Genomic DNA, 13309 nt, shown 5'->3' on the forward strand with positions numbered 1-13309 from the left:
GTGGCCGGCCGGTGCACGCACCGGCCGGCCACGACCCGTCAGTCGACCCGCAGCCGGTAGCCGCGCTTGACCACGGTCTGCACCACGCGGGGGGCGCGCAGGCCGGCCCGGAGGCGGGCCACGGCCATCTCCACCGCGTGCTCGTCGGCGCCCCGGGGCAAAGTCCGCAGCAGCGCCGTGCGGGACAGCACCCGGCCGGGGGACTGGGCCAGTGCCCGCAGCACCGCCATCGGGGCGGGGGCGAGCGGGCGCAGCTCACCGTCGATCACCGCGGCGTGCCCGCGCAGGGTGAGCAGGTGACCGCCGGCCTTGAGTGTCGTCGTCCGGCGCGGCAGCTCGTCGACGATGGTCCGTACCAGCGCGCCCAGTCGGGCCCGACCCGGCGCGCTGACCGGCACTCCGCGCCGTAGCAGCGGCTCGGCGGTCACCGGACCGACGCAGCTTGCCAGCACGTCGCCGCGGAACGCGGACAGCACGGCCTCGGTGCGGTCCCCGGCCGCCCGCAGCAGCGCCTCGGCCGCCGGCGCCGAGGTGAACGTCACGGCGTCCACCAGCCGGCCGGCGATGAGGTCGACCAGCCGGTGCAGCGGCGCGGGATCGGTGGGGGGAGCCCAGCGGTAGACGGGCACCTCGATCACCGTGGCGCCGGCCGCCTCCAGCGCCAGCGTGCACTCGGGCTGCCGCTCGCCGTGCAGCTGCATGGCGATCACCTGCCCGGCCACGCCGCGCCGGCGCAGGTGGTCGACCACCTCGTCGCAGCTCTCCGAGGTCGGCGACCACTGGTCGTGCAGCCCGGCGGCCCGGATCGCGCCGCGCGCCTTGGGACCCCTGGCCACCACGTACGAGCTGGCCAGCACCGAGCGCAGCGACTCGGCCAGCCCCCAGCCCTCGGCGGCCTCCAGCCAACCGCGCATGCCGATGCCGGTGTTGGCCATCAGGATGTCCGGCGGCTGGTCCAGGCAGGCGCGGGTCGCCTCGCGCAGCTCGGTGTCGTCGGACAGCGGCACGATCCGCAGCGCCGGAGCGAGCACCACCCGGGCGCCCCGCCGCTGCAGCAGCGCGGCCAGTTCGTCGCGCCGCCGGTCGGCGGTCACCCCGATGGTGAAGCCGGCCAGTTCCTCCCGCATCAGTCCTCCTGTCGCAGCCGCACCTCGACCAGCCCGTCCCGGCAGCGCACGGCGTGCCGGGTCACCGACACTCCGGGCAGGTCGAGGCAGCGCCCGGTGCGCAGGTCGTACACCTGCTTGTGCAGCGGTGAGGCGACCGTCGGCACGTCGCCGCGGCTGCCCACGATGCCCCGGGACAGCACGTACGCGCCGCTGACGGGGTCGTGGTTGTCGATGGCGAACAGCCCGTCGGCGGTCCGGAAGAGCGCCACCTGCACGCCGTCGACGAGGGCGGCGACGCCCCGGTCGGGTTCCAGCCGGTCGAGCCGGCAGACCGGGGTCCAGGTCAGGGTGCCGTTCACCGCCGCACCTCCGGCAGGCCGAGCGCCACCTGCTGCCGCCGCCGACCGGCTTCGACGGGCTCGCGTTCCCGACCGCTCCGCTCGTCGTCCCGCGCGGTGGGCGTGCCGCCGCGTATCGGCACCGGCTGGCCCCGCTCCAGCGCGAAGGTGATCGACGGGTCGGGCACGTCCGGGGCGTTGACGAACGAGGTGAACCGGCGCAGGCGCTCCGGGTCGTCCAGCACGTCCCGCCACTCGTCGGAGTACGACCCGACGTGGTGGGCCATCGCCGCGTCGAGGTCGGCGCAGAGCCCCAGCGAGTCGTCGACGATCACCGCGCGCAGGTGGTCGAGGCCGCCGTCCATGGCCTCGATCCAGGCGGCGGTTCGTTGCAGCCGGTCGGCCGTGCGGATGTAGTAGATCAGGAACCTGTCGATCAGTTGGATCAGCGCGTCCGTGGACAGGTCAGAGGCGAACAGGTCGGCGTGCCGGGGTCGGAAGCCGCCGTTGCCGCCGACGTACAGGTTCCAGCCGGTCTCGGTGGCGATGATGCCGAAGTCCTTGCTGCGCGCCTCGGCGCACTCACGGGCGCACCCGGAGACCGCGGACTTGATCTTGTGCGGGGCGCGCAACCCCCGGTAGCGCAGTTCCAGGGCGACGGCCAGGCCCACCGAGTCCTGCACCCCGTACCGGCACCAGGTCTCGCCGACGCAGGACTTCACCGTGCGCAGCGCCTTGCCGTACGCGTGGCCCGACTCGAAGCCCGCGTCGACCAGCCGCCGCCAGATCTGCGGCAACTGCTCCACCCGGGCCCCGAACAGGTCGATCCGCTGGCCGCCCGTGATCTTCGTGTAGAGCTTGAAGTCCCGGGCCACCTCGCCGATGACGATCAGCTTCTCCGGGGTGATCTCACCACCGGGGATCCGGGGCACCACCGAGTAGCTGCCGTCGCGTTGCAGGTTCGCCAGGAAGTGGTCGTTGGTGTCCTGCAACGACGCCTGCTCGCCGTCGAGCACGTGCCCGGCCCCCAACGAGGCGAGGATCGACGCGACCACCGGCTTGCAGATGTCGCAGCCGCGCCCCCGGCCGTGTTCGGCGACCAGCCGGGAGAAGGTGCGGATGCGGCGTACCCGGACGATCTCGAACAGCTCGCGCCGGGTGGCGTCGAAGTGCTCGCAGAGCGCGGTGGACTGCGCCACCCCGGCCGCGTCGAGGAGCTGCTTCAGCATCGGCACACAGGAACCGCAACTGGTGCCGGCCCTGGTGCACGCCTTCAACGACGGCACGTCCGCGCAGCCACCGGCGATGGCGGCGTCCACGTCGCCCCGGGTCACCGCGTTGCACGAACACACCTGGGCGGTGGCGGGCAGGGCACCCGCGTCCGCGCCGCCGCCGTCCGGCGCGAGCAGCGCCAGCGGGGCAGCCGGCAGGGGGCCACCGACGCTGGCCCGCAACGTCGGGTACGCGCTCGCGTCGCCGACCAGCACCCCGCCGAGCAGGGTGCGCGCGTCGTCGGAGAGGACCAGCTTGGCGTAGACCCGGGTGGCCGGGTCGGTGAACGTGACGTCCAGGCAGCCCGGGGTCGTGCCGTGCGCGTCGCCGAACGAGGCCACGTCGACGCCGAGCAGTTTCAGCTTGGTGGCGGTGTCCGCGCCCGGGAAGGTCGCCGCGCCGCCGACCAGGCGGTCCGCCACCACCTCGGCCGTCGCGTATCCCGGAGCGACCAGGCCGTGGCAGGTGCCGTCCACCGCCGCACACTCGCCGACGGCCCAGATCCGCTCGTCGGCGCTGCGGCAGGTGTCGTCGACCAGCACCCCGCCACGCGGTCCCAGTGTCAGGCCGGCGGCCCGGGCCAGCTCGTCCCGGGGCCGGATGCCGGCGGCCACCACCACCAGTTCCGCGTCGACGGTGCGACCGTCGGAGAGTTCCAGGGCGGCCACGGCGCCGTCGGGGCCGGGCCGGATCGCGGTGGTGGCGACCCCGAGGTGGGTCCGTACGCCCAGCTCCTCGACGTACCGGCGGAGCATCGCGCCGCCGGCCGGGTCCACCTGCACCGGCATCAGCCGGGGCGCGAACTCGACCACGTCGGTGCTCAGGCCGAGCAACCGCAGCGCGTTCGCCGCCTCCAGCCCGAGCAGCCCGCCGCCGATCACCGCACCGGCCCGCCGGCCCCGCGCGTACTCCCGGATCGCCGCCAGGTCGTCTAGCGTGCGGTAGACGAAGACCCCGGGCAGGTCCGCGCCGGGCACCGGTGGCACGAACGGGTACGACCCGGTGGCGAGCACCAGCGCGTCGTACCGGTGCTCGCCGGTGGCCGTGCTGACCACCCGCCGGTCGCGGTCGATCGCGGTGGCCGGTTCGCCGAGGCGCAGCCGTACCCCCTCGTGCGGCGTGTGCAGGTTCAACGCGTCCGCGTCCACGCCGTCGAAGAACGCCGAGAGCCGCACCCGGTCGTACGCCGGGCGACCCTCCTCGGCGAGCACCGTCACCCGCCACCGTCCGTGCGGGTCGCGGGCGCGGAGGGCGTCCACGAAACGCTGCCCGACCATGCCGTTGCCGATGACGACCAGGTCGCCGTTCATCGCGTCACCTCCACCGAGTCTGCCTGGGAGAGCCAGTCGACGATCCCCGCGACGGCGTCCCGGCAGCCGCCGCAGCCGGTGCCGGCCCGGGTCGCCGCCAGGACGGCGTCGACGCTCCGGGCGCCGGCGCGCCAGCACGTCACCAACGCACCCTTGGTCACGTTGTTGCACTGGCAGACCGTGGCCGCGTCCGGCATCAGCGCGGGGGATGCCGCCGGCGCCGCGACGGCGGCGCCCGATGCCCGGCCCAGCAGCAGTGACCGCCGGTCCGCCGGGACCGGCTGGCCCCGGTCGAAGAGCTGGATCACGGTGCCGACCGCCGGGTTGTCGCCGAGCAGGATCGCGCCGGTCAGCCGCTCGTCGTGGATGCGCAGCCGGGCGTAGGTGCCCCGGGTCGGGTCGGTGAACGTCAGCTCCTCGCCCGGCCCGCCGTCGGTGGCGTCGCCCATCGCGGCCAGGTCGATCCCGGCCGCCTTGAGCCGGGTCACCGACGGCCGGGGACGGTACCGGGCCAGCGGGTCCGCTCCGCTGAGCACCTCGGCCAGCACCCGTGCCTGGGCCCAGGCCGGCGCGACCAGCCCGGTGAGGACGCCGTCGTGCTCCGCGCAGTCGCCGATCGCGGAGATCCGCCGGTCGTTGGTGCGCAGCCGGTCGTCCACCACGACGCCACGGCGTACGACCAGGCCGGCTTCGGCGGCGAGTGCGGTGTCGGGGCGTACTCCGCAGGAGAGCACCAGCAGGTCGGCGTGGAGCGAGCGGCCGTCGGCCAGCTCGAGGCGGACGCCGGCGGAATCCGCGGCCACGCCGGTCGCCGGCACGGCCAACTGGATGCGGACACCGAGGCCGGCCAGCGTGCCGGCGAGCACCGCGCCGGCCGCCGGGTCGAGCTGACGTTCCATCAGGTGCCCGGTGGGGTGGACCACGGTGGTCGCCAGGCCTCTGGTGGCCAGCCCACGGGCGGCCTCCAGGCCGAGCAGTCCGCCGCCGAGGACCAGCGCGCTGCGCGCGCCGTCGGCGACCGCGAGGATCCGCCGGCAGTCGTCCAGGGTCCGGAACGGCACCACGCGGTGTGGCAGCTCTCCGGAGTCCAGGCCGGGCAGCGGCGGCACCGCCGCCCGGCTGCCGGTGGCAAGCACCAGGTGGTCGTAGCCGATCCGGTCGCCGTCGACGGTCCGGACCGCCCGGCCGACCCGGTCGATGCCGGTGACCGGCACGCCCGTACGCAGGTCGGTGCCGTGCCCGGCGGCCTCGGCCAGCTCCACGTCCGCCTCGCCGATCCGGCCGGCCAGCAGGGTGGAGAGCATGATCCGGTTGTACGCCCGGTGCGGTTCGGCCCCGAGCACGGTGACCTTCCGGTCGCCTCCGTGGGCGTGCAGCTCGGTGGCGAGCCGGGCGCCCGCCATCCCGTTGCCGATGATCACCACGCGCTCGGTCATGCCTTCTCCACCCGGACGGCGCAGATCTTGAACTCCGGCATGCCGGAAATCGGGTCCACGGCGTCGTTGGTGACGGAGTTGGCCCGGGCGGGGCCCGACCAGTGGAACGGCGCGAAGACCGTGTCCGGCCGGATGGTCGGGCTGAGCCGCGCCGGCGCCCGCAGGTCACCCCGCCGGGAGGTGACCCGTACCGGGTCGCCGTCGTCGATGCCGAGCCGGGCGGCCAGGTCGGGGTGCAGCTCGACGAAGGCGCCCGGGGCGGCCCGGCGCAGCGCGTCCACCCGGCGGGTCTGGGTGCCGGACTGGTACTGGGCGAGCACGCGGCCGGTGGTGAAGTGCAGCGGGTAGTCGGCGCAGACCGGCTCGGCGGCGGGGCGGTGGTCCACCGGATGGAACCGGGCCCGTCCGTCCGGGGTGGCGAACCGGTCGGTGAAGAGCCGGGGGGTGTCCGGCCCGTCCTCGGTGGGGCAGGGCCAGAAGACGCCGTCGGCGTCGTCGATCCGGGACCAGCTGATCCCGGCGTAGTCCGCCGGCCCTCCGGCGGAGGCCCGCCGCAGCTCCGCGAAGACGGCGGCCGGGTCGGTCGGGAACCGGGCCGCAGCGGTGGCGACCGGGTCCGCGGCGGCCGGTCCCGTGGCCGGTTCGGCGGCGGCCAACCGGGTTGCCAGGTCGGCGAGGATGGCCAGGTCGGTACGGACTCCCGGCGGGGGCTGGCGGAGCGCCCGGCGGCGCAGGACCCGGCCCTCCAGATTGGTCATCGTGCCGTCCTCCTCGGCCCACTGCGCGGTGGGCAGCACCACGTCGGCCAGCGCGGCGGTCTCGGAGAGCAACAGGTCGGCCACGACCAGCAGGTCGAGCCCGCGCAGCCGGCCCTCGACCCGGGCGGCCCGAGGCGCGGACACCACCGGGTTGGAGCCGAACACCAGCAGCGCCCGTGGCCCGTCCGGAGTGCCGAGCGAGTCGAGCAACTGGTACGCCGGCACGCCCGGACCGGGCAGCTCGTCGGCCGGTACGCCCCAGACACCGGCGACGTGCTCCCGCGCGACGGGGTCGTCGATGTGCCGGTACCCGGGCAGCTGGTCGGCCTTCTGCCCGTGCTCCCGTCCACCCTGGCCGTTGCCCTGGCCGGTGAGGCAGCCGTACCCGGAGCCGGGGCGGCCGGGCAGGCCCAGGGCGAGGGCGAGGTTGACGTACGCCGTGACGGTGTCCACGCCCTTGGCGTGCTGTTCGGCCCCGCGAGCGGTGAGGATGACCGCCCGCCCGGCGGTGCCGAGGGCCCGGGCAGTCGCCTCCAGGTCGGCCACCGGCACACCGGAGAGCTGTTCGGCGCGGGCCGGCCACCAGGCCGCCACGCTGCGCCGCACCGCCGGGAAGCCGGTGGTCCGCTCGGCCACGTACGCCTGCTCGATCCAACCCTCGGTCAGCGCGATGTGCAGCAGCGCGTTGGCGACCGCGAGGTCGGTGCCCGGCAGTGGTTGCAGGTGCAGGTCGGCCTGGCGGGCGGTGGCGGTGGCCCGGGGGTCGACCACGATGAGCCGGCCGCCGTTGCGGCGCTGCTCGGTCAGCCAGCGGACCATCGGTGGCATGGTCTCCGCCGGGTTGGCGCCGACCAGCAGCACGGTGTCGGCCCGGGCCAGGTCGGCCAGGGGGAACGGCAGTCCGCGGTCGACGCCGAAGGCGCGCAGCCCGGCGGCCGCGGCGGAGGACATGCAGAACCGTCCGTTGTAGTCGATGTGCCGGGTGCGCAGCGCGATCCGGGCGAACTTCCCCAGCGTGTACGCCTTCTCGTTGGTCAGCCCACCGCCGCCGAACACGGCGACCGCGTCCCGGCCGGACTCGCGCTGGATGGCACGGATGCCGGTGACGATCCGGTCGAGCGCGGCGTCCCAGGTCGCGGGGCGCAGCTCGCCGGTGTGCGGGTCGCGCAGCAACGGGGTGGTCAGCCGCTCCGGGTGGTCGAGCAGCTCGGCGGCGGTCCAGCCCTTCTGGCAGAGCCCGCCCCGGTTGGTGGGGAACTGGCGGGGAAGCACCGTCACCGCGCCGGCGTCCTCGCGCAGCACCATCCCGCACTGCAGGGCGCAGTACGGGCAGTGCGTCGCGACCTCCCGGGGTGGACGCCCCGGTCGCGTTGCCAACCGCGCACCGTCTGTCATGTCGGGAAAGCGTGCCGTCGGGCGGTTTCCGGTCCGGGTCCCTTCTGTTTCGGTCCTGTCAAGTGGGCCTCACACCGCACCGGGGCAGGGGGAACGGTCGCGGGACGGCACCTTGGCCTAGAATATGAGAAAACTGTCTCAACAATTGGGAGAGTGCGATGAGTGTGGCGGACGCCTTCGACGCGGTGGCCGGCAGCTACGACGAGGCCCGCCGACGGCTGGTGCCCTGCTTCGACGCCTTCTACGGCACCGCCGTGCAGGTGGCCACGCCACCACTGCGCGCCGCGCTCGCCGCCGGTCGTACCCCGGAGGTGCTGGACCTGGGCGCCGGCACCGGCCTGCTCTCGCTGCTGCTCGCCGCCGCCGTGCCGGGGGTGCGGCTGACCCTTGTGGACGCCGCTCCGGCGATGCTCGCCCGCGCCGCCGACGAGCTGAACGCCCGGTCCGTGCCGCACCGCACGGTGCGGGCCGACCTGGCCGACCCGCTGCCGGCCGGCCGGTACGACGCGGTGGTCAGCGCGCTGGCGATCCACCACCTGGACGACGCCGGCAAGCGTGCCCTCTACCGGCGGGCGGCCGCCGCGCTGGCGCCCGGCGGGGTGTTCGTCAACGCCGAGCAGGTCGCCGGCCCGACGCCGGCCCTGGACCGGCGCTACGACGAGGTGTGGACCGCGCGGATCACCGAGCTGGGCTCGGACCCGGCCGAGATCGCGGCCGCCCGGGAGCGGATGCGACACGACCGGCCGGCGACCGTGGCCGACCAGTGCCGGTGGCTCACCGAGGCCGGCCTGGTCGACGTCGACTGCTTCTTCAAGGAGTGGCGTTTCGCGGTGCTCGGCGGCCGGGCCTGACGGTGGCGACGGGCCGGGTGCCGGAAACATCACCGGAGTGCTTTTCGACGCCTGCGGTGGGCTGACGGCATTCATGGATGACTGACAGTCATACCACTGGGTAGTCTCAGCGGCATGACTGCCAAGGTGACCCTGTCGTTCACAGACGAGACGATCGAGGAGGCCAGGCGGTTCGCCAAGCGCGAGGGGCTGTCGCTCTCCGCGTGGATGGACCAGGCCGCCCGCGAGAAGGCACTGCGCGAGGTCTTCACCGCGCACGCCGCCGCCGTGGGCCGCGCCGGTCTGGACCTGGAATCCGCCGCCCTCGCCGATGCCCGCGAGGTGGGCATGGTCGACGACCTGCTCTTCCGCGGCAGGCCGCGTGCTGCGTAGAGGTGAGATCTGGCGCATCGAGGGCGCTCGGGAACGCCTCGGACTCGTGATCAGCTCGGACGTCTACAACTCCACCGACGTGCCCATCGTGATCGTGGTGGAGGTGGTCGAGGAGTCGCTGCTGCGCGACTCTCCGCTCGCCGTGTCGATGGGCCGGTACGTGGTGATGCCCGACCGGCTCTCCTCCCCGATGAAGAAGTGGTTCACCGACTGCGTGGACGTCGCCGACACCGACACCATGCTCCGCGTCGGCCGCGCGCTGCGCATCCTCCAGCAGCTCTGAGCGCCGCCGCCGCTGCCCGCCCAGCCCCGTCCGCACGCCAGCCTCACCACCGCCGCCGGGCCGCGGTGCGGCCCCCGTTTCCCCACCGACCCGCGACGGGCACTGCCCGGTAACCCGGTGTTCCTAGCGTTCCCCCTGGTCACATCGACGAGGAGGAGCCACCGTGAGCACCCTCACCAGCACCGCAGTCACCACCGCGCCGCCGGCCGCCGCCGGACGCGGGCGCGAGCTCGACGACTGGCGCCCCGAGGACCCCGACTTCTGGCGGACGACCGGCGCGCCGATCGCCCGGCGCAACCTCTGGGTCTCGATCTTCGCCGAGCACGTCGGCTTCTCGGTGTGGAGCCTCTGGTCCGTGACCGTTCTCTTCCTCGGTCCCGAGTACGGCATCGACCCGGCCGGCAAGTTCCTGCTCACCGCCGTGCCGGCCGCGCTGGGCGCGGTGCTGCGACTGCCGTACACGCTGGCCGTGGCCCGCTTCGGCGGACGGCGGTGGACGACCGTCAGCGCCCTGCTGCTGCTGGTGCCCACCGTGCCGATGGCGATACTGCTCGAACCGGGGGTGTCGTACGCGACCCTGATGGTGCTGGCGTGCCTGACCGGGGTCGGCGGCGGCAACTTCGCCTCCTCGATGGCGAACATCAACCTGTTCTATCCACAGCGGCTCAAGGGTCGGGCCCTCGGGCTCAACGCCGGCGGCGGCAACCTGGGCGTACCGGCGGTACAGCTGGTCGGGCTGGCGGTGCTGGCCACCGCCGGGGCCGCGTACCCCCGGCTGGTGCCGGCGGTCTACCTGCCGCTGATCGTGCTGGCCGCCCTGGCGGCGACCCGCTGGCTGGACACCGTCCCCGGTGCCCGCAACGAGCCCGGTGCGCTGCGCGAGGCGGCCCGCGACCCGCACACCTGGGTCATGTCGCTGCTGTACATCGGCACCTTCGGGTCGTTCATCGGGTTCGGCTTCGCCTTCGGCCAGGTGCTCCAACTCCAGTTCGCCGAACGCTTTCCCACCCCGGTCGACGCCGCCTGGCTGACGTTCCTCGGCCCGCTGATCGGCTCACTGATCCGGCCGCTGGGCGGGCACCTCGCCGACCGGCTGGGCGGGGCGCGGGTGACCTTCTGGAACTTCGTGGCGATGGCGGCCGGCGCGGGGGTCGTCCTCTACGCGGCCCGGGAGCACTCGTTCGGGCTCTACCTGACCGGGTTCCTCGCGCTGTTCGTCTTCTCCGGCGTCGGCAACGGCTCCACGTACAAGATGATCCCGGCGATCTTCCGGGCCCGGGCGGCGAGCGCGGTGGCCGACGGCCGGTCCGACCTGGAGGCGGCCGCGCGCCGGGCGCGGCGGATGACCGGCGCGCTCATCGGCATCGCGGGCGCGGTGGGCGCCTCCGGTGGGGTCCTGGTCAACGTCGCGTTCCGCCAGTCGTTCCTCACCTCCGGCACCGCCGACGCCGCCTACCTCGCGTTCATCGGGTGGTACGCGCTCTGTTTCGCGGTGACCTGGTTCGTCTACCGCCGCCCGGGGCCGGCCCGGCTGGCCGGCGTGTGACCTGTGCCATGATGGTGCTGCCGGCGCGCGCGGCCGTACCCCCGTTTTGACCTGCCGATGGGGCGCCGGGTATCGTTGCCTGCTGTTGTACGACATCCAGAGGCGTGCCCTATCAGGTACGCTTGGTCGTTCGTGCGCGCTGGTCCGGCCTGCAAGATCTGGTCACCTCGGCGCGCGACCCCAGACCGACGACGAGACAAGGTAGACCTGTGCGTACGTACAGCCCGAAGCCGGGTGAGATCGAGCGTCAGTGGCACGTCATCGACGCCTCTGATGTCGTGCTGGGCCGCCTGGCCACCCACGCCGCCACGTTGCTGCGTGGTAAGCACAAGCCGACTTTCGCGCCGCACGTCGACACGGGCGACTTCGTCGTCATCGTGAACGCGGGCAAGGTTGCGCTGACCGGCAACAAGCGCCAGACCAAGGTCGCTTACCGCCACTCCGGTTACCCGGGTGGTCTGAAGCAGGTCGGCTACGACGAGCTGCTGACCAAGCGCCCCGAGCGGGCCATCGAGCTGGCTGTGAAGGGGATGCTCCCGCACAACAAGCTCGGCCGTCAGCTGATCAAGAAGCTGAAGGTCTACGCCGGCGCCGAGCACCCGCACCTCGCGCAGCAGCCGGTGCCGTTCGAGATCAAGCAGATCGCGCAGTGAGCGCGGGCGAAGGAAGCAGCATGACCGACATCACCGAGACGACCGAGGTTGCCCCCGAGGCCACCGAGGCCACCGAGGTCACCGAGGCGCCGGCGCCCGTCGCCCGCGCGCCTCGTGGTGACCGGCCGATCCAGACCGTGGGCCGCCGCAAGGAGGCCATCGTCCGGGTCCGTATCGTCCCGGGCACCGGCAAGATCACCTGCAACGGCCAGGACCTCGAGGCCTACTTCCCGAGCAAGGTGCACCAGCAGCTCATCAAGGACCCGCTGGTCACCGCCGAGAAGCTCGAGCAGTTCGACGTCATCGCCAACCTGCGTGGCGGCGGCACCACCGGGCAGGCCGGCGCGCTCCGACTGGGCATCGCCCGCGCGCTGATCGTGAACGAGCCGGACGACCGCCCGGCCCTGAAGAAGGCCGGCTTCCTCACCCGGGACGCCCGGGTCAAGGAGAGCAAGAAGTACGGCCTCAAGAAGGCCCGTAAGGCTCCCCAGTACTCGAAGCGCTGATCTTCGCCAGCGCGTTGTACTTCTGACGGACGGCCGGTCCGCCTCCCCTCGAGCGGGGAGGTGGGCCGGCCGTTCCGCTTTCTCCTCATCGGCAGTTTCATCGGAGGTTGGCGGGTATGGGTCGGTTGTTCGGCACGGACGGCGTACGCGGGCGGGCGAACGCGGATCTCACCCCCGAGTTGGCACTCGCGCTCGCGGTGGCCGCCGCGCACACACTCGCGGAGACGGACCGCAGCCATCCGCCGCTCGCCGTCGTCGGCCGGGACACCCGGGCCAGCGGCGAGATGCTGGAGGCGGCCGTGGTGGCCGGGTTGACCAGCGCCGGCGCCAACGTCGTGCGGGTCGGCGTCCTGCCCACCCCGGCGGTGGCGTACCTCACCGCAGAGGCCAAGGCCGACCTGGGCGTCATGCTCTCCGCGTCGCACAACCCGATGCCGGACAACGGCATCAAGCTCTTCGCCGCCGGTGGGCACAAGCTGCCCGACGAGATCGAGATGCAGATCGAGGCGGCCGTCGAGACGAACGCCACCACCGCGTGGGACCGGCCGGTCGGCGCCGGCGTCGGCCGGGTGCACGACCTGCTCGACGGCGCGGACCACTACGTCCAGCACCTGGTCGGCACGGTGCCGCACCGGCTCGAAGGAATCAAGGTCGTGGTCGACTGCGCCAACGGCGCCGCCGCCGAGGTCGCCCCGGTCGCCTACCGGGAGGCCGGCGCGGAGGTCATCGCGATCCACGCCGAGCCGGACGGGCTCAACATCAACGACGACTGCGGCTCGAACCACATCGACGCGCTGCGCGAGGCCGTGGTCGAGCACGGCGCCCACCTGGGCATCGCCCACGACGGTGACGCCGACCGCTGCGTGGCGGTCACCGCCGACGGCGACGAGGTCGACGGCGACCAGGTGATGGCGATCCTCGCGCTGGCCATGCGGGACGCCGGCACGCTCACCAAGGACACCCTGGTCGCCACCGTGATGAGCAACCTCGGGCTGCGGCTGGCCATGTCCGCGCAGGGCATCCGGCTGATCGAGACCAAGGTCGGCGACCGGTACGTGCTGGAGGAGCTGCGCGGCTCCGGCCTGGCGCTCGGCGGCGAGCAGAGCGGCCACATCGTCATGCCCGCCCACGCCACCACCGGCGACGGGGTGCTCACCGGCCTGCACCTGATGGCCCGGATGGCGGCCACCGGCCAGTCCCTGGCCGAGCTGGCCTCGGTGGTCACCAAGCTGCCCCAGGTGCTCATCAACGTGCCGGTCGGCGACCGGACCGTCGGCGCCAACGCGCCGGCCGTCCGCGCCGAGGCCGAGCGGGCCGAGGCAGAGCTGGGCGAGACCGGCCGGGTGCTGCTGCGCCCGTCGGGCACCGAGCCGCTGGTCCGGGTGATGGTCGAGGCCGCCACCGAGCAGACCGCCCGGTCTGTCGCGGAGCGCATCGCCGAGCAGGTCCGTACCGCCAGCCCCACGGCGTAACCACCGGC

Annotated in this window: 12 protein-coding genes; 7 read left to right on the forward strand and 5 right to left on the reverse strand. The window is 73.8% G+C overall.

Annotated features, from left to right (window positions below; all coding sequences use genetic code 11):
- Positions 1-38: 38 nt before the first annotated feature.
- Genes M8C17_RS24465 through M8C17_RS24485 form a run of 5 tightly spaced genes read right to left on the reverse strand, consistent with a single transcriptional unit; the run spans position 39 to position 7618 of the window.
- A complete protein-coding gene (locus M8C17_RS24465; protein WP_252418897.1) occupies positions 39-1127 on the reverse strand; it encodes a uroporphyrinogen-III synthase in 1089 nt (362 codons plus the stop codon).
- Positions 1127-1468 (reverse strand): nitrite reductase small subunit NirD, encoded by a 342-nt coding sequence (gene nirD, locus M8C17_RS24470; RefSeq protein ID WP_252418898.1) that lies wholly within the window; start codon positions 1466-1468, stop codon positions 1127-1129. The genes M8C17_RS24465 and nirD overlap by 1 nt, the downstream gene beginning before the upstream one ends.
- Entirely contained in the window at positions 1465-4029 is a 2565-nt protein-coding gene (gene nirB / locus M8C17_RS24475; RefSeq protein ID WP_252418899.1) for a nitrite reductase large subunit NirB, read from the reverse strand. The genes nirD and nirB overlap by 4 nt, the downstream gene beginning before the upstream one ends.
- Positions 4026-5465 carry an FAD-dependent oxidoreductase gene (locus M8C17_RS24480; RefSeq protein ID WP_252418900.1) on the reverse strand — a complete coding sequence of 480 codons (1440 nt, stop codon included), beginning with the start codon at positions 5463-5465 and terminating at the stop codon, positions 4026-4028. The genes nirB and M8C17_RS24480 overlap by 4 nt, the downstream gene beginning before the upstream one ends.
- Positions 5462-7618 carry a molybdopterin oxidoreductase family protein gene (locus M8C17_RS24485; RefSeq protein WP_256483237.1) on the reverse strand — a complete coding sequence of 719 codons (2157 nt, stop codon included), beginning with the start codon at positions 7616-7618 and terminating at the stop codon, positions 5462-5464. The genes M8C17_RS24480 and M8C17_RS24485 overlap by 4 nt, the downstream gene beginning before the upstream one ends.
- 158 nt (positions 7619-7776) lie before the next feature.
- Between M8C17_RS24485 and M8C17_RS24490 the strand changes: the two genes are divergently transcribed.
- From M8C17_RS24490 to glmM, 7 genes are all read left to right on the forward strand, one after another.
- Positions 7777-8469 (forward strand): class I SAM-dependent methyltransferase, encoded by a 693-nt coding sequence (locus M8C17_RS24490; RefSeq protein ID WP_252418901.1) that lies wholly within the window; start codon positions 7777-7779, stop codon positions 8467-8469.
- 114 nt (positions 8470-8583) lie between these two features.
- A complete protein-coding gene (locus tag M8C17_RS24495; protein ID WP_252418902.1) occupies positions 8584-8841 on the forward strand; it encodes a DUF6364 family protein in 258 nt (85 codons plus the stop codon).
- Entirely contained in the window at positions 8780-9124 is a 345-nt protein-coding gene (locus M8C17_RS24500; RefSeq protein ID WP_252418903.1) for a hypothetical protein, read from the forward strand. The genes M8C17_RS24495 and M8C17_RS24500 overlap by 62 nt, the downstream gene beginning before the upstream one ends.
- Positions 9125-9287: 163 nt before the next feature.
- Positions 9288-10670 (forward strand): NarK/NasA family nitrate transporter, encoded by a 1383-nt coding sequence (locus tag M8C17_RS24505; protein ID WP_252418904.1) that lies wholly within the window; start codon positions 9288-9290, stop codon positions 10668-10670.
- 209 nt (positions 10671-10879) lie between these two features.
- On the forward strand, positions 10880-11323 hold the full coding sequence (rplM, locus tag M8C17_RS24510) for a 50S ribosomal protein L13 (protein ID WP_007465158.1): 444 nt from the start codon (positions 10880-10882) through the stop codon (positions 11321-11323).
- Between the two features lie 20 nt (positions 11324-11343).
- Positions 11344-11829, forward strand: a complete 486-nt coding sequence (gene rpsI / locus M8C17_RS24515) for a 30S ribosomal protein S9 (RefSeq protein WP_252418905.1) — start codon at positions 11344-11346, stop codon at positions 11827-11829.
- Positions 11830-11945: 116 nt separating this feature from the next.
- Positions 11946-13301: a phosphoglucosamine mutase gene (glmM, locus tag M8C17_RS24520; RefSeq protein WP_252418906.1), complete on the forward strand. Its 1356-nt coding sequence runs from the start codon at positions 11946-11948 to the stop codon at positions 13299-13301.
- Positions 13302-13309 lie beyond the last annotated feature (8 nt).

This window comes from Micromonospora sp. RHAY321 (assembly GCF_023896955.1).
Lineage (GTDB): Bacteria > Actinomycetota > Actinomycetes > Mycobacteriales > Micromonosporaceae > Micromonospora.